At 56.7% G+C, this 16,357-nt stretch carries 12 protein-coding genes; 4 read left to right on the top strand and 8 right to left on the bottom strand.

Going from position 1 to position 16,357, the window contains the following annotated elements; all coding sequences use genetic code 11:
- Nucleotides 1–233 precede the first annotated feature (233 nt).
- From ACKFRY_RS10850 to ACKFRY_RS10840, 3 genes are read left to right on the top strand one after another with little or no spacing between them, the layout of a single operon-like run.
- The gene (locus tag ACKFRY_RS10850; protein WP_408922851.1) at nucleotides 234–581 is read left to right on the top strand and encodes a DUF485 domain-containing protein; all 348 of its coding nucleotides are present in this window, start codon (nucleotides 234–236) and stop codon (nucleotides 579–581) included.
- Entirely contained in the window at nucleotides 581–2,224 is a 1,644-nt protein-coding gene (locus ACKFRY_RS10845; RefSeq protein WP_408922850.1) for a cation acetate symporter, read from the top strand. Before ACKFRY_RS10850 ends, ACKFRY_RS10845 begins: the two co-directional genes overlap by 1 nt.
- A 27-nt stretch (nucleotides 2,225–2,251) precedes the next feature.
- Nucleotides 2,252–3,295, top strand: coding sequence for a hypothetical protein (locus ACKFRY_RS10840; RefSeq protein ID WP_408922849.1), 1,044 nt, complete (start codon nucleotides 2,252–2,254; stop codon nucleotides 3,293–3,295).
- 2 nt (nucleotides 3,296–3,297) lie between these two features.
- Here ACKFRY_RS10840 and ACKFRY_RS10835 read toward each other — a convergent pair whose 3' ends face one another.
- The 5 genes from ACKFRY_RS10835 to ACKFRY_RS10815 all read right to left on the bottom strand — a co-directional run bounded on the left by ACKFRY_RS10835 (nucleotide 3,298) and on the right by ACKFRY_RS10815 (nucleotide 8,727).
- On the bottom strand, nucleotides 3,298–4,290 hold the full coding sequence (locus tag ACKFRY_RS10835) for a DUF1906 domain-containing protein (RefSeq protein ID WP_408922848.1): 993 nt from the start codon (nucleotides 4,288–4,290) through the stop codon (nucleotides 3,298–3,300).
- 180 nt (nucleotides 4,291–4,470) lie between these two features.
- On the bottom strand, nucleotides 4,471–4,713 hold the full coding sequence (locus ACKFRY_RS10830; RefSeq protein WP_408922847.1) for a hypothetical protein: 243 nt from the start codon (nucleotides 4,711–4,713) through the stop codon (nucleotides 4,471–4,473).
- A gap of 328 nt (nucleotides 4,714–5,041) precedes the next feature.
- Complete coding sequence (locus ACKFRY_RS10825; protein ID WP_408922846.1) at nucleotides 5,042–6,070, bottom strand: ABC transporter ATP-binding protein; 1,029 nt, start codon at nucleotides 6,068–6,070, stop codon at nucleotides 5,042–5,044.
- Between the two features lie 2 nt (nucleotides 6,071–6,072).
- Nucleotides 6,073–7,689, bottom strand: a complete 1,617-nt coding sequence (locus tag ACKFRY_RS10820; protein ID WP_408922845.1) for an ABC transporter permease — start codon at nucleotides 7,687–7,689, stop codon at nucleotides 6,073–6,075.
- Between the two features lie 6 nt (nucleotides 7,690–7,695).
- Nucleotides 7,696–8,727, bottom strand: coding sequence for an ABC transporter substrate-binding protein (locus tag ACKFRY_RS10815; protein WP_408922844.1), 1,032 nt, complete (start codon nucleotides 8,725–8,727; stop codon nucleotides 7,696–7,698).
- Between the two features lie 325 nt (nucleotides 8,728–9,052).
- Here ACKFRY_RS10815 and ACKFRY_RS10810 point away from each other — a divergent pair, with 325 nt between their 5' ends.
- Nucleotides 9,053–9,499, top strand: a complete 447-nt coding sequence (locus ACKFRY_RS10810) for a DUF2871 domain-containing protein (protein ID WP_408922843.1) — start codon at nucleotides 9,053–9,055, stop codon at nucleotides 9,497–9,499.
- A 380-nt stretch (nucleotides 9,500–9,879) separates the two neighbouring features.
- On the opposite strand, the gene ACKFRY_RS10805 is transcribed toward ACKFRY_RS10810, so the two are convergent.
- Genes ACKFRY_RS10805 through ACKFRY_RS10795 form a run of 3 tightly spaced genes read right to left on the bottom strand, consistent with a single transcriptional unit; the run spans nucleotide 9,880 to nucleotide 16,161 of the window.
- Entirely contained in the window at nucleotides 9,880–12,972 is a 3,093-nt protein-coding gene (locus ACKFRY_RS10805) for a type I restriction endonuclease subunit R (protein WP_408922842.1), read from the bottom strand.
- Nucleotides 12,959–14,227 (bottom strand): restriction endonuclease subunit S, encoded by a 1,269-nt coding sequence (locus ACKFRY_RS10800; RefSeq protein ID WP_408922841.1) that lies wholly within the window; start codon nucleotides 14,225–14,227, stop codon nucleotides 12,959–12,961. Before ACKFRY_RS10800 ends, ACKFRY_RS10805 begins: the two co-directional genes overlap by 14 nt.
- Entirely contained in the window at nucleotides 14,227–16,161 is a 1,935-nt protein-coding gene (locus ACKFRY_RS10795; protein ID WP_408922840.1) for an N-6 DNA methylase, read from the bottom strand. The genes ACKFRY_RS10800 and ACKFRY_RS10795 overlap by 1 nt, the downstream gene beginning before the upstream one ends.
- Between the last annotated feature and the right edge of the window lie 196 nt (nucleotides 16,162–16,357).

Here is a 16,357-nt window from a genome sequence, read left to right as displayed (position 1 = left end):
AACAATCTTTACAAGGGGTAAAAAATTCTTCCTTCGGGGGTAGTTTGCTAAAGATGTTATTCCAGTTCAGTGAAGCCTATGGGGTTAAAAGGGTGGGAGAGTGGAAGGTTTTCTTGGCAGAGTTTACAACCTTGCAGAAAATGTTCTGTAACTTACAGATCAACGTGGATAGTGAGCAGTAACACACTATCTCGTGTGACCTAAGTTCCTCTCAGCCAAGGAGACGATGCTCTATGAGTGACGTAGCTGCAACTCCTGTCTCGCGCCGTGAACCCACTGGCAGCGAGTTCATCGCGATGCGCGACTCCGCCCAGTTCGGCGAGCTGCGCCGCACCTACCGGAGTTTTACCTTCCCTATGACCGTGGCCTTCTTCGTGGGGTACGTGGTTTACGTTCTTGCCGCCGTGTTTGCCCCTGATTTCATGGCAACCGAGCTCGGCGGTGGCTGGAACATCGGCCTCGTCTTTGGCCTTGCTCAGTTCCTTACCACCTTCATCATCACGTGGATTTACGTGAAGTACGCCAATAAGAATATCGAGCCGAAGTCGGCCGCCATCCGTGAAGAATTGGAGGGCAACTAATGACTACCACCACCCTTGCCGCCGAGACTTCCGCCGGCAACCCCATCCTGAATATCTCCATCTTCGCCATCTTCCTCATCATCACCATGGCGGTGGTGCTGCGCGCCGGAAAGACCACGAAGAAGGCCTCGGACTTTTATACCGGCGGCGGCACCTTCTCCGGACGCCAGAACGGCCTGGCCATCTCCGGTGACTACCTCTCCGCCGCCTCCTTCCTGGGCATCGTCGGCGCGGTGGCGCTCAACGGCTACGACGGCTTCTTGTACTCGGTGGGCTTCTTCGTTGCCTGGCTGGTCGCACTCATGCTCGTTGCCGAGCCCATGCGTAACGTCGGCCGCTTTACCATGGCGGACGTCCTGTCCTTCCGCCTGAAGCAGAAGCCCGTGCGCGTGGCGGCGTCTATCGCCACCCTCTTCGTCACGCTTTTCTACCTCATCGCGCAGATGGCCGGCGCCGGCTCGCTGGTGGCCGTGCTGCTAGATATTCACGACTTCAAGTGGCAGGCCCTCGTCGTCGGCATCGTGGGCGTGCTCATGATTGTCTACGTCCTAGTCGGCGGCATGAAGGGCACCACCTACGTGCAGATGATCAAGGCCGTGCTCCTGGTAGCCGGCGTGGTCATCATGTGTTTCTTGGTCTTCATCGCCCTGCGCGGCGGCTTCAGCACCCTGTTTAATAACGCCATCGACATGCACGCCGCCTCCGAGCTGATTAAGGAGAAGGGCTACGAGGCTAAAGACATCATGGCCCCAGGCCTGAAGTACGGCGCCACCACCGCCACCAAGCTGGACTTTATCTCCTTGGGCATTTCCCTGGTGCTCGGCGTGGGTGGCCTGCCGCACGTGCTGATGCGCTTTTATACCGTGCCCACCGCCACCGAGGCGCGCCGCTCCGTTACCTGGGCCATCGTTATCATCGGTGCCTTCTACCTCATGACCCTGGTCCTGGGCTACGGTGCAGCTGCGCTGGTGGGTCCGGACCGTATCTTGGCCGCGCCGGGCGGAGCCAATGCTGCGGCACCGCTACTCGCAATGGAGATTGGCGGCTCTATCTTCATGGCGATTATTTCCGCCGTGGCCTTCGCTACCGTGCTCGCTGTGGTTGCCGGCCTGGCCATTACCGCCTCTGCGTCCATTGCGCACGATATCTACCACGCGGTTATCCGCAGCGGCGAGTCCACCGAGGCTGAGCAGGTTCGCGTCTCTCAGGCCACCGTGGTGATCCTTGGCATCGTCTCCATCATCTTGGGCATCCTGGCCATGACCCAGAACGTGGCCTTCTTGGTCTCCCTGGCGTTTGCGGTTGCGGCCTCCGCCAACCTGCCGACCATCCTGTACTCCCTGTACTGGCGCCGGTTCAATACCGCGGGCGCGGTGGCCTCCATGTACACCGGCGTGGTGTCCTGCCTGGTGCTCATCTTCTTCTCCCCGGCAGTCTCCGGTTCTGAGAGCTCCATGTTCCCAGGCGCGGACTGGGCCATCTTCCCGCTTTCCTCGCCGGGCTTGGTCTCCATTCCGCTGTCCTTCTTCGTTGGCTGGTTGGTGTCCATCATGACCAAGCCGGATAACTTTGAGGAGCTTTCCGCAGAGATGGAAGTTCGCTCCCTTACTGGCGTGGGCGTGGAGGCACCCGTGCAGCATTAATTGCTTGAAAAGTGCACAGACCCGGTAATGTGGTTGGACGTGCTTAGAACGTCTGTGACCCGCAAGGCGGCATCAGTTAAGGCTGGTGCCGCTTTGGCCGTATGTATGCTCGCCTTGACCACCACCGCGTGCAGCAATAGCGAGCGTGAAAGCGACGCGCTTGCCGACGCCCCCTCGGCCGCACCAGACACCAACCGCGATGTCCCACCGGAAACCAATGAGTTCCTGGAGGGCGATGAGGGTCATTCAATTACCTATATCCGCCTGCATGATGGCATGCACATGGGCTCTGCCTCGGAGCACGAGGCCCGCCCGGCGCTAAGCCTCATCAAGCTCTATATCGCCACCTACGTTATGGAAAAGGGCGAGTACGAGGACAAATATGAGGCGCTGGATATGATCGCCAGCTCCTCCGATAAGTCTGCCGAAGACCTCTTTGACAAGTACCCGGATTCCATCGACGTGATTGCCGATGAATTCAACCTCGAATCCACCAAGGCCGGCGAGAAGTGGGGCTACTCGCAAACCTCCACGTATGACGTAGCCAGCTTCATCTCGCAGCTCATTGACCGCGATGAAACCCACCCGGTGCTCGTAGCCATGGCGCATGCCGATCCCATCTCAGAGGACGGCTACCGCCAGGATTACGGCACCGCCAAGCTCTCCAACGTGGTGGGCAGCAAGTGGGGTTGGTCCAATGACAAGTCCATTAACTCCTCGGTCTCCTTTGGTGAGAACTTCGTCGCCGCAGCCTCTATCACCGGCTCATCCGATGACCTCACCGACTACGTCAAGGACGAGGTGACGGGGAAGAATCTGGGCAAGGCCACTGAGCGCTTCCTCAAGTACAAAGATGGCGAGGACGTCCCACCGGTTGAGACTTCCACCTCGGAGACCTCTACTACCTCCTCCAGTAAGAAAGACAAGGACGAGAAATCCGGCAAGGGCAAGAAGGACAAGAAGGACAAGACCTCATCCAAGGAGCCCACTAGCGAATCCACCACGTCCAAAAAGAAGTCCGCAGACAAAAAGAAGGGCTCGGAGAAAACCTCCGAGCCCTCTAAGAAATAGTATTACCGCGCCTTAGAGACCGTTTCTGCGACGATCTTCGCCAGCTGGCGAACCTGATCGTTGCTCAACGTCTTGCCATTAAAGGTCACGCCATTGGCGGTGACCTGGGGCAGTTCCGGTAGCTCTGGGTGCTTGCTCTGTAGCTGTGAGCTCAGCTGATTGACTAGGTCGGACGAGCCATTGCTTGGGGCCTTGGTCTGCGGCTGCGGCTTTGGCTGTGGTTTCTTGGTGGTCGGCTTCTTTGCCGGTGCAGGTGCCGCGGATTTGCCAGGCGTCCACTGTCCCCAGTCTTCGGCATAGACCTCATTGACGTCAACGATGACGCCTCCAATGGTCTGCTGCTTGCCGTGCGGCAGCTGGTGAATAGTGGTGCGCGGGTGAATCTTGCCGTTGGAACCCCAGTCATGCATCCAGAAGTACTTGCCGATGCCATCCTGTATCGCCCACTCGATGGTGTTGTAGTTGCCGTAGATGCCCGTCTGGTAGCCGGCCAGCTCTAGCGTCTTGGAGAATGCCTGCAGGTAGGGGCGGATTTGGCGGGTGTACTGCTCGCGGGTGGGGTTATCGTCGATCGCGATGTAGATCGGGCGTTTGGTAGGACCGCCTGCCTTCTTGTGCAGCGCAATCGCCTTCGGTGCGTGAATTGCAGCGCCCGCTGCGCCCTGCTTCCAATCGGCGGTTTCCGCACGGCCGAATTGGTATACCGACGCAGTGGGCAGACCCGCTGCCGCATTGGCCTTAGTCTCCTTGAGGGTTACCGGCTTGCCGGTCATCCACGCAGCGCCGGGGCGCTTGTCGGAGACATACCGGATTGCGCCCATATGGCCGCCATTCTTAATTGCCTGCGGGGAAGGTACGCCGGCGGAGAAATCGATGATGGTGCCGCGCACCGGTCCGAGTGCCGCTGCATTCGGAACAGCAGAACCGATGGCGCCTGCGGTCAGCGCGAGAGCGCCGGCCTTAAATAGGCCGCGACGGGAGAAAGATGGTGACATGTTGAGCTCCTGCAGTAATCACATTTGTCACAGTAGTTAACAACTGCACCATAGCAAGGGGTCTGGAATTATCCCCGGAGTGAAACCGCATGTCGAACATTTACTTTGAGGGAGCTATTTCGAGTCATTGCTAAACAGCACTCGCGTGGGGTTCTCAACCGTGCGCGATACCGTGCAGTCCTACTCGTGGGAGATGCGGATCAGATTGTCCACCAGCTTGCGCGCTTGGTTGCCTTCCGGCGTATCCGGGAACGATAGATCGAAGCCCACTCGCACCTCCGACAGGCGTGATGCGCCATCCTCGTTTATGCGGTCGCCCTCTACGTGCACGTCAAACGCCTCTGGCTCCGCGCGCTGGGATGTTACGACGTCTGCCTCCACTTCGGAAGACCCCGCGACGGCCGCCAGCATGTGCCCCTCCAACGATAACTAGCCTTTCCCGGCGGACGAGCGGGATGCTGGCGTCATCCGGATTGAAGGCGCGGATATACCGAAATTTCCACGCCGTTAAGGTCAATGGAAGATTGCTTAGTGCTCTCACTTATGGCTTAGAGCTCAAGCGGATTCAGACAATATACGACACTGCCTTCCGAGAGCATGGTGATGAAGATGGGTGTGATAACCAGCGTTCCGTGTCGGCTGTGATCGGTATTAGCCTAAAATTTTATGCTTAAGACGGCGGGTGTAACCGCTGCAAAACGGCGGCACCGTGCAATCGCTGAGCTGGTCATAGTTCTTGCGGGGTGGTGATCTAAAAAACCAAGGGCGGCGCGAAGCGGATGCGCACCGTTTGTCCCATCGCTGGCTTATCGTCCGCGGTGGTGCGGAATGTGGTTCCCGATCCATGGGTGGCGGTAACGGAGTAGTGGCCGGCTTCGTAAATGGCAGAGTCAACTACTGCTGGAACCGTGGCACCTGGATGGTTTTCCTCCACGATTGTTGCGTGGTGCGGTAAGATGGCGGCCTTAGTGCCTTCGCCCCGCACGGAGACTTCACTCAATGGCCAAGAAATGCCAAGGGTTGGGCACTCGACGCGGCCTCCTGAGATAGCGGCCTGGACTATTGTGGCATCCGCAATAAATCCCGCGACCAGCGGGCTTGCGGGATTTTCCAGCAGCTGTTGTGGGGTAGCAATCTGCTGGATTTCGCCGCCATCTAGAACCACGACTCTATCTGCGATTGCCAGCGCCTCGGCGCGATCGTGGGTGACGTGCACCGTGGTTAGGCGTTGCTTTTGCGTCAGGGTTACCAGCTCGCGGCGCAAATTATCGCGCAATGGTTCATCGAGGGCTGAAAGAGCTTCATCCAGTAATAAAACCTTGGGATTAGCAACGATCGCCCGGGCCAGCGCAACGCGCTGGCGCTGCCCACCAGAAAGGCTGTCCGGAGTACGGTTCTCGAATCCTGGCAGGCCCACGAGAGCTAAAGTCTCAGAAATGCGCTCTTCGCGCTCGGGCTTTGCTACTTTCGCCTGGCGCAACGGGTAGCCAACATTGTCTTTAACAGACATGTGCGGCCAGATCGCGTGCTGTTGGAAGACCATGCCGATGCTGCGTTTCTCGGGAGGAATAGCAGTCATCTGCCGGCCATCTATGTAAAGCTCACCTGACGATGGAGAAATAAAACCAGCGATGGTGCGCAAGAGCGTGGTTTTACCGGAGCCTGACGGGCCAACGAGTGCAATGAGTTCCCCAGGTTCGATGGAGAGGTTGATATCGCGCAGGCCGGTGGTTCCGTCCGGAAAAGTGACCGTGAGGTGGGAAGTTGCAATTTTCGCCATTATTAAGTCCTTACCTTGGGAGCACGGATAGTCAGTGCGACGGCAATGATGCCAAGTAGCGCAAAGAGCAGGGCGAGTGCCGATGCCTGGTTATAATTTCCTGCCTGTTGCAGGTTGAAGACTTGGACACCCAGTGTTGTCGTTCCGGGTGCGACGAGGAGTACGGAAATAGTAAGTTCTCGAATCGCGGTCACCGCTACGAGCACCGCACCGGATATCGCCGCTGGAATGGTCATCGCGCCGGTGGTAGTAAATAGCGCCTTAAGCGGCGTGGCGCCGGAAATGCGCGCTGCTTCTTCCACGGTGACCGGGGTGCTTATTAGCGGGGCACGCACGGCCTGGACAACGAGTGCGGTAAAAGCACAGACGTAGGCGATAAGGATTATCCAAATGGTGTTATACAGCCCGGTATAGCGCCCGGCAATCAGCCAGGCGACACCGATGATAAGCCCAGGCAGCGCGCTCGGTAGCAGCGCAGAAAGGGTTAAAAGCGTATTTCCTCGTGCCTGAGTCCGGGTCACTAGAATTCCGATGACCCAACCAAGAACCCCGCAGATTATCGCGGCGGTTATTGACAGAAATGCGGAATTACTGAGTCCGTCGATGACGCGCGGGTTGGATAAAGCGCTGCTAAAGTTCGCCAGCGAGATGGTTTCTAAGGTAAATGGAACCCCAGGAGCTGGCAGCAATGCGCGGTAGGCCAAACCGAGAATTGGGCCAATGGAAATGGCGAGCCCGCACACCCACATGATGATCGTGACCGGCCAGCGCGCCGAATGCAGTGCGAAACGCGCCGGACTTCCGGAGTCATGTGTAGAAGACGAGTTTTTCAGGGAGGTGAGATAGTCCATGATTACTGCGCCGATTCCCAAAAATAAGAGGACAACGCCGATGGTCGAGACCACTTGTAAGGGGTTGGATACGGTGCCGGAATCAATGAACCGGTAAATCATCGTCGCGAGCGTTTCGAACCGAGCCGGCGAGCCGATAATAGCGGGAATGCCGAAATCAGCCAGATTAGCAATTGCTGTGAGAGTGAACGCGGACAATAGCGCGGGGCGCAGGAGTGGAAGGGTGACCGTGCGCAGAACTGTCATCACGGAAGCCCCAGATACTCGGGCGGCTAGCTCAAAATCGGGGGAGATGGAGCGCAAGCTTGAAGAAATGATGACATATGCCGTGGGAAAAGAATGGATAGTCATCAGCGCAATGACCCCGTCTGCGCCGTAGATATTCCATATTTCGAACTCAAAAAGCTTATTCAAGCCCTGATTCGGGCCGAAGAGTTGAATCCAGGCGATCGCTCCGATAAATGGCGGAACCAAGAGAGGCGAAAGCAAGAATAGGCGCAGTACCGAAGAGCCGTAGATATCTGTGCGGTCTAGCGCGATGGCAATAACGGTGCCGATGATGACGGCAGCGAGAGCCGAAAGCGCCGTGGTAAATAACGAATTCCATGTGGCGATGCCGAGCCCTTGCTCTAGCAAGACGGGAATTTGGTTTCCGCCCAGTGCAAGGGAGACAACAAGGGTCAAAGGCGCGATGAACAGGCCAATGGCAATCAGCCACACGCCAACGCGTAGCGCGGATACGGAGGGATTTTTCAACAAGTGGGCCACCAAGAACTAGGAAGACACTGCCTTTTGGAATACCTCGACGGCGGCGTCTTTATCCTTGGTGATTTTCCCCAAGTCCTGGTCCATGAGCTCAATGTCTGTGAGTTCAGGGGTGCCTGCTGGGGTTCCCACGTCCTCACGCACCGGGAGGTACGACTGCTCGACGGCGATTTCTTGTGCCTTCTTTGAAAGCAGGAAGTTGATGTATTTCTGTGCTGCTTCTTGTTCCTTGGAGTCCTTGAATACGCCCGCAGGCTCAGAAATATACGGTGATCCTTCGGTGGGGTAGGCGAGGGCAACTGGGGACCCCTTATCCGCCAGGTCGCGGACTAAGTAATCGACGACCACGCCCACGGGCTTGGAACCGGAGGCGATTTCCTGGGAGGTAGGGCCATTGGACTCTGCGATCATCGGGGAATTCTTGCCCAGATTTTCGATCCACGCTTCTCCGAGATCCGAATTATTCTTCCACGCAGAGGCGTTGAAAGCCGCTGCACCTGAGACCGCTGGGTTCGGCAGGACGAGTTTGTCCTTGTACTTCGGATCGGTGAGATCCGCCCACGAGGTCGGGGCATCCCCTTCTGCGATTTCGTCGGTGTTATAAGCAATTACAGTAGGGATTATGCGCGTGCCAACATAAAAATTCTCGTCGTCCTTGGCTTCGTCGATGATGCCATCGGAATCGACATCGGCCAGCTCAATGAGGTCGCCATCCTCGGCGTAATTTTCAAAGGTAGGCGCATCGGCCGCCCAGAAAACATCTGCTTCAATGTCGCCAGATTGCTTCTCTGAAGAGATGCGGGCGTTCAAATCACCAGTGCCAGCGCGGTATACATTGACCTCGATATCGGGGTATTCCTCATTGAAGGCCGCATTGATTTCATCGACCTTTTCTTCTGGTTCGGAGGTATAGACGGTTATGGAGGTTGAATCGCTGGTTGCCTGTGAATCTTCTTGGTCGGACGCAGGCTCGCCGCACGAAGTAAGAAGGACGGTTGAAGCAAGGGCTATGGCAGAGAGAGAAGTGTGCTTCGACTTCATCGTGGGAGTTCCTCCAGAGAGAGTAGTGATCAGGAACATCAATCTAACTGTACTGAAGTTAAGAAAACTTGGGATCGATGTAAACGTGCAGTAAATTTTTAGGACCCTTGAGCGGGTGTTTGGAGGATGCGGTGGTTATTGATGAAATCCCTAATGAGGGTCGGCCTCCTCTTTATCTAATGGACCAAACAGTCAACCGACTGGTTGATTGCAGCTTCAACCAGCCCTGTGATTCAAAATGGGGACGAATGCAGAAAGATGAGTCCTTAGAGTATTTGATCCATCGCTAATCCAGCCGTGGCAACGGTTGGGAAGGAGAATGACCATGAAAGCTTTGTATTGGGCATCTATTTTCTACCTCGTGTTGGGCTTGGGTGCTGGCGTATTCTACCGTGAATTCACGCGTGCCAATGATTTCCCCGCGGGTGAGTTCACTCAGCTCAGCGTGGCGCACACTCACTTGCTAGCGCTCGGTTTCATGATGAGCCTTATCTTTTTGGTATTGGAGAAAGTCTTTAGTCTGTCGCGCAGCCGCGGTCAGTTCAACGCATTCTTCTGGCTCTATAACGTCGGTGTGGTCGTTACCGTTGGTGTCATGATCTGGCACGGATGTCTGACCGTACTAGGGGAGGAGTCCTCTGCAATGAGTTCTGGTATCGCTGGTCTTGGACACATTCTCATCACGGTGGGCCTAATTGCATTCATTGCAGCGCTTGGCAATGCCATTAGCGAGACCCAAGAAGCAAAGTCTCAAGCTGTAGCAGGCGACTAACGATGGCCGAGGCTGACACTGAAAAGGGCGTAGCGCCTACTCGGCGAGACTGGATAGATCTCGCGGTTCTCTCCGTCGGCCTCGGTGCTATCGTCTTGGACGGCATGGTGTAGCACTGCCAGCAACCATACTGACGCCGATGTCTACTCCCTTCTTGCTGCGTCCGCATTCCTAGCTTTGGGGTTTGTTGGTGCTCTGCAAGTACGCAATGCTGCGGGTCAGGGCGATGCTGCAGAGCGCGGATCGCTTAAATAGACGAAGCCTCCAGCAACATCGACGTCTTCGGAGGGATGAATCAGTAGACTGGCTTTGACGCTTGAAAGGCGACCGGCCCGGCTGAAAGTTCACGCTTGGATACTTCCGCAAGGCCACTCCTTCTATTAGCCTTCTTCTAGCTGCCCAGTTTCGTTCGCCGACGCCATGATGTTAGCCAAGGCATCGACCAGACTCTCGAGGACGTTGCGGTCGCTAGAGACCAGAGCATCGCGCTGCTTGCGCTGTTCAATGCCGCTAAAGATCGCACGCGTGGCTTCGGTCTTGAACTTCTTGGAGCGCTTTAGCTGCTCCTTGGTATTTTCCTTGCCGAGCTTTACCGCAACCGGCTGCTTGGAGAGGGTTCCCCATGCGGCAACAATCATCTGTCCGGTTTCGCTGCTATCGACGTCGACACCCGCGAGTGAGAACAGGTCATTGACCTTTTCAACGGCTTCGTCGAATGCACTGCGCAACGGAGTTTGGGGCTCACCGAGGCGGACCGTGAACTCCGGTACCTTGAGCGGCTCTGGCTCGGTATCGGAAACGCGGTGATCTTCTTCGACTTCACCTTGCGCAATGGCAACGCCAGCCAATGTGACACCAGTCAGGAAATCTTCGTCTTCGACGTCCTCTGTTATGTGCAGATTCGGCTCCAGAACGCTACACAACATGGCACGGCGCGAGACGTCGGCATCTGCGTAAGCAATGATCTGGGAGAGAAACTCATAGGCGTGCCGATATTTTAGTACGTGAGCCTTAAAGTCCTTCGCATGCTCGACGGTGTCCTTGTCGGTTGACTTGCGGTCTTCGCGCCAGCGGCTAAGGATGGCATCAGCGGCACCGCGTAGCTTTTCCGGGTCTTCGCCGGCCATATAGGCTTCGGCGACCTTGTTCATCTCGTCGGGATCGTAATAGCCGGAGGTATCGAGTTCATCGGCGAGCGTGTGCAGCGAGTTTGGGTCAATGTCGGTATCAATCGAAGCGCCTTGGTAGTAGCGCTTGAAGTCGGCCTCAATGAGTTCGGGATCATTGATGAAATCGACCACCATCGGAGCGGGCTTCTTCGGATAGATTCGGTTCAGGCGAGATAGAGTTTGTACCGTTGCCACACCAGAGAGGTGCTTGTCCACGTACATCGCGCATAGGCGCGGCTCGTTGAAGCCGGTTTGGAATTTATTCGCCACAATGAGCACGCGGTAAGGCCGGCCATCATCCTTAAACGCGCGTTCCACGTCGGACTCGCCGTTGAGGCTTACCTCGGTAACAGGCTCTGGCTCGTCTTCCATGGTTACAGAATCGGAGAAGGCCACCAGCGAATGGAACCCGTAGCCCTTCGCGGTGATGTAACGGTTCATCTCACGCGCCCAGTGCACTGCGGCCTTGCGCGATGAGGTCACCACCATGGCCCGGGCCTGGCCATCAAGGTGGTGGGCAACATTGCGGCGGAAGTGCTCTACAACCACCTCTACCTTTTGGGCAATGGAGGTCGGATGCAGGCGGACAAAGCGCACCATGTCCGTGACTGCGGCAGACTGATCTACCTCCTCGGTTCGGCCTAGTTCATCGCGGACTTCCGCCCACATGGTGTAAGTGGAGTAGTTGGTAAGCACGTCCATGATGAAGTTCTCGGCAATAGCCTGGCCCATGGGATACGTGTCGAAAGCGACGTAGTGGCCATCCGGGGTCCGCGAACCGAACAGGCGCAGGGTCTTGCCCTTGGGAGTGGCAGTAAACGCCACGAACGTCATATTGGAAGCATTAGCTACTGCCTCCTGGCGCAGCTCAAGCAGGTCATCGGCGGTGTATTCTTCCGTCTCATCCACGTCGACTTCTGCTAGCAGTTCACGCAGCGCCGAGGCGGAGGAACCGGTTTGTGAGGAGTGTGCTTCATCGGCAATCACACACCAGTTACGTCCTTGAATATCCGGGTCACTATCAAGGAGCGAGAGTACATACGGGAATGTCTGCAACGTACAGGTAATGATGTGGCCGCCCTCTACCAACGCCTGCTGCAGCTGGGGTGACTTCGAGCCGGAGTTTTCACCTACGGAGACCACCAGGCCGCGTGAAGCGGCGAGCGCCTGCATGTCTTGGCGGATATTGGTATCCAGCGCAGTGCGGTCAGTAACGACGATGACGGAATCAAACGTCTTGGTTCCGTCATCGGCTACCTGCCTAATCAAACGATGGGCCAGCCACGCAATTGTCTTGGTCTTGCCAGAGCCCGCGGAGTGCTCGATGAGGTAGCGGCCGCCAGCACCGCGCTTGGCGACGTCGGTTGTCACCCGCTCCACCGCACGCAGTTGGTGGAAGCGCGGGAAAATAAGTTTGCCTTGCGTTCCGCGCCCGGCCTGTGAATCCGGTTCCCACACAGCGAAGTCGCTCAAGATGCGTAGAAGGAGCCGAGGCTGCAATACCTGCTCCCACAGGTAGGAAGTCGCGGACTTGCCCGCAATTGGAGGGTTACCGCCTGCTCCGTCATGTCCCTGGTTGAACGGCAGGAAGTCAGTTTCCTCGCCTTTGAGCACCGTGGTCATGTAAGCCTCGTCGTTCGAGACCGCGAAGTGGACTAGCGCGCGGCCCGGCTGCAGCACACGGCGTTTCTGCGAAGGTTTGCGTTGTTCGCTGCGATACTGCTTCATTGCCTGTGCCACGGATTGGGTGTTGTCCGTTTTTAGCTCAAACGTGGCCACCGGAATGCCGTTGACCGTAGCAACGAGATCGAGCGTCTTGTTACTGCCGGGCTCGAAATGCACCTGGCGGATGATACGCAGACGGTTCTCTTCCGCACGCTTGGCTGCAGTTACACTCAATGGATTTGCCGGTGGGAATGCCACCATTGGGCCGAAGGTCGCCGAGCGTGCGTTAGTTTGCGCGTACTTAAAACCCTCGCGCAGCGTTCCCAACAAACCCCCGCGGATGCGCCCGGTTTGGGCGTCCTTACGGGTTGCGGACTCTAGCCGCTTGGCGACGTATTCCAGCAGCAAATTCTGTGCGTTCTCCCGCGTTGCTTCGGTCGCGTCCTGCGGCACGGCCTTGGCGTAGTCCTCGGGATACTGGGTTTCCAGCCAGTGCAGCACATCAGCCGGAAACAGACCAAGACGCGGATTCCAGCCAGTGTCCTTCATCCCTGGCTCATAGATCCAGCCGCTTGCCTGAAGCGATTCGCAGATAGTTTCTTCCAAGCGCTCTTCACGCATAATGTCACGATTGGGCATGGGCTTCGTCCTTGTGGGTAGGGGAAACAGGAATATCAATCTGGCCAATCAACACTGCCGAAATCACCGCTGCGCGACGCTCCGCCAGCAAGTCCCGCAACTTCGTGATGTCTGACAACATCGAGTCAATCTCGGCGGTCTCACGGTCGATTTCGTCCGCGATACTGCGTTGTTCGGCGAGGGGAGGTAGGGGGATGCGGAGACCAGCCGTCACGGTAGAGCCGATTGAATACCTAGTTACACCGTTGGCTGATTTTTCCCAATACCTTTTGGTTTGCCCCGACATGAACGCCCAGTAAAGGAATCGGGGATAAACAAGCGAGGTACGTGGGCGAGCAATAGTGAGGTGATAGCCACATACCATGTCAGGGTCAGGCTTGCTGATTAACGCTGGGATACCTATATCATTAGCAGTTTCGGAATCTTTGGTGAAGATTACATCTCCGTCTTTTACACCGACACGCTGAATCTGCTCCGCAGTAGCGGTTGCCGCCATGTACGTTTCATCAGCTGTGAGGATGTCGCCATAGTAAACATCGGTGTAGTTGACGAGGCGAACTGGCTTTTCACCCTTGCGGCTTTTCTTGTCCACGTTTGATGAAATGAGCTCGGCTACTGAATTCAGACTGGCCTTTCTACCGTTAGGGTCGCCTTCTAAAACCGCAATGGACTCAGTAACGGTCGTTTGCTTTCTTTCTGTCAGTAGCCGCTCCATCTCGTCCAAATCGGCGCGCATCCCGTCAATCTCGGCGGTTTCACGGTCGAGGTAGTCAGCGATGGCGCGCTGTTCATCTGGCGTGGCATCGGGAAGTGGATAAGACTCCACGAATTGTGTGCTGATACGTTTCAAACCTCCGGTGCCTTGTACGGAAGCCCCTGCGAGTCCCAGAAATTCAGTCTCTACCAGCACATAAGCTAGCCAGCGTGGGTCAGTGTTCGGTCGGGTTCTAACTGTATAAACCTCAGTGGAAGCAACGCCCAGATTGGTGGTGATGTCGGCAATCATGGTTCGACCGTGTGTCACCGTGGGTGTGACCTTGGGTAACAGGAGGTCTCCGCGCCTAAAGGGCGTGTACCCCGTCAGACGAGTCTCCCAGCCGACGGTTTGAAAGTTTTCGGCAGTGTGCGTCGGCCAAACATCTTCTAGGGGGATAAAGGTCACTTCGTCGTTGCGTGTGAGTTCTGTGAACCCTGGGGTAGGTGGTGATACCTCCGCGAACTTCCAAAGCGGTGCCAGACGGTTAGTCTCGTCCATTACTTCCTCACCTGCCCGAACTTCTCCATGAGACGACCCATGACCTCGGCTACGTCGGCATCAATCTCGGCTAGGGGACGAACCGGCTCTGGGGTGTAGAACACGCGCTTGAACGGGATCTCGTAGCCGGTAACAGCCTTGGTCGCATCCCAAGTGACTTCGGGCGCGAATGGGATTACTTCGCGCTGCATGTGCTCGTCGATGTCCTCGGTAAGAGGAACGCGTTCGGTCATGGTGAACGACGGGTCAAGAACCGGGTTGCCCTTGCGGTCTACTGCTGGCTCTGCGTTTGAGTAGGAGACGGCGATGGCCTTGGAGATGGCGTCGATAAGCGTGGCGGGCATCTTCACGCCGTGTTCCTTGGCCGCAGTCTTGAGCGCGTCCGGGAGGTCGTTGTAGGAAGTGTCAGCCACCGCGCGCACTACGTCGGCGTGTGCATCAACGGCCTGCTTGTGTGCTAGTACCTCATCAATTGCTTCGTCAGTGACCTGAACTCCTAGCCGTGCCTGCTTGGTGACCTTCACATCACGGAAACCTAAATCGTCTGGAGTGAGGACCTTGGACATCTCACTATCGGCAAAGTCGCTGTAGGCTTGCAGCACCTTGTTTCGGTCGGCCTCGCGCATCTCGCGGCGCTTGTCGCCAAGGCCTTTGTCTGGGACAGACCAGCATTCGGAGGCGTCGATAAGCTGTACAAAGCCCTTACGGTGGTCTTCCTTGTTGGTGTCTAGGATCCAGACGTAGGTGGAAATGCCCGTGCCGTAGAACATGTTGGTGGGCAGCTGGATAATTGCGTCCACTAGGTCGTTTTCTAGCAGCCACGCGCGGATCTGGTCAGGACCGGAACCAGGGCTGCCAGTAAACAGCGGCGAGCCGTTGGATACCACCGCGCCACGACCACCGGATCCGTTCTCACCTGCAGGCATGAGCTTGGCGGCCACGTGCGCCAAGAACAGCATCTGGCCATCGCTTTTGGTGGGAAGGCCATGACTAAAGCGGGAGCCAGGCACCTTGGCCTGCTCTTTGACTGCGGACTGCTGTACAGACCAGTCGGAGCCAAACGGCGGGTTGGAGAGGATGTACTCGAACTGCTCGCCCTCGTACAGGTCAGTGAGCAAGGTATCACCGTGACGGATTGCGTCCGGCTCACCGCCTTGAATAAGCAGGTCGGCCTTGCCGATGGCATAGCCGGTGGGCATTAGCTCTTGGCCTGCGAGGTTAACCTCAATGTTGGGGTTGAGTTCCTTCAACGCGCGCTCTGCTACGAGCAGCATGCCGCCCGTGCCCGCGGTGGGGTCGTAAACAGTACGCGACGCGCCGGGGGAAGTCAGGCCAAGGTCATCAGAGGCAAACAGGATGTCCACCATGAGGCGGATCGCGTCACGTGGGGTGTAGAAGGCACCCGCGGCTTTGCCCTTCGTATTAAAGGCGCGGTACATGACGTGCTCGAATAGGTCACCCATCTGCGCGTCCGGCAGCGCTTCGACCGACATGTCGATGGTGGAAAAGTGCTTAATCACTGGCCACAGACGACCAGCCTGATCGAGGGTGCGCATCTTTACCTCGAAGTCGAACGCATCCCAAATGTCGCGCACGGACTGAGAAAACGCAGCTACGTAATCCATGAGAGAGTCAAGCACGTGGTCGTCGGTTTCCGCGATGCGGGTCAAGTCTAGCTGCGAGGTGTTGTAAAAGGACAGGCCGAACTGCGACTCTACTTCCCAATCCAAGTAGGCCTCGCTCATTCCTTCGGCGTTGAGCTTGGTGGCCAGTTCTACGACCTTGTCCTTGGTGGGAGCCAAGATGCACTCGAGGCGGCGCAGGACAGTTAGCGGCAGGATGTAATCGCCGTAGTCCTCAGGCTCGACGATGGAGCGCAGGTACTTGTCGGCGGTGTTCCACACGACGGACTGATTTAGCTCGGCGGTGCTCACTTTGCAGGGTCCTTCTATCTTAGGGCTAGGTAACTTCCTGTAAAATCTTAACTGCTTGACGTTGACGTTTTGCGCACTGGCTAGCATCGGTCTTTTGGTCGTGTGTGGAAAGGATTTGTTTGAGTTTTATCTTCAGGCACTACTGAAGACTTGGGCAAACCCTGCTTCGTCAAGGGAATTGACTGTTTCGAAGGGT

Source organism: Corynebacterium tuberculostearicum, assembly GCF_046097255.1.
Classification (GTDB): domain Bacteria; phylum Actinomycetota; class Actinomycetes; order Mycobacteriales; family Mycobacteriaceae; genus Corynebacterium; species Corynebacterium tuberculostearicum_J.
The sequence above is the reverse complement of the archived record's forward strand: the minus strand, read 5'-3'. Positions and strand labels throughout refer to the sequence as shown.

What these genes read in the sequence shown, in the direction of transcription:
- ACKFRY_RS10840 (WP_408922849.1), top strand. Translation starts at nt 2,252, where the DNA reads ATGTGGTTGGACGTGCTTAGAACGTCTGTGACCCGCAAGGCGGCATCA.
- ACKFRY_RS10850 (WP_408922851.1), top strand. Translation starts at nt 234, where the DNA reads ATGAGTGACGTAGCTGCAACTCCTGTCTCGCGCCGTGAACCCACTGGC.
- ACKFRY_RS10810 (WP_408922843.1), top strand. Translation starts at nt 9,053, where the DNA reads ATGAAAGCTTTGTATTGGGCATCTATTTTCTACCTCGTGTTGGGCTTG.
- ACKFRY_RS10835 (WP_408922848.1), bottom strand. Translation starts at nt 4,290, where the DNA reads ATGTCACCATCTTTCTCCCGTCGCGGCCTATTTAAGGCCGGCGCTCTC.
- ACKFRY_RS10805 (WP_408922842.1), bottom strand. Translation starts at nt 12,972, where the DNA reads ATGCCCAATCGTGACATTATGCGTGAAGAGCGCTTGGAAGAAACTATC.
- ACKFRY_RS10815 (WP_408922844.1), bottom strand. Translation starts at nt 8,727, where the DNA reads ATGAAGTCGAAGCACACTTCTCTCTCTGCCATAGCCCTTGCTTCAACC.
- ACKFRY_RS10800 (WP_408922841.1), bottom strand. Translation starts at nt 14,227, where the DNA reads ATGGACGAGACTAACCGTCTGGCACCGCTTTGGAAGTTCGCGGAGGTA.
- ACKFRY_RS10825 (WP_408922846.1), bottom strand. Translation starts at nt 6,070, where the DNA reads ATGGCGAAAATTGCAACTTCCCACCTCACGGTCACTTTTCCGGACGGA.
- ACKFRY_RS10845 (WP_408922850.1), top strand. Translation starts at nt 581, where the DNA reads ATGACTACCACCACCCTTGCCGCCGAGACTTCCGCCGGCAACCCCATC.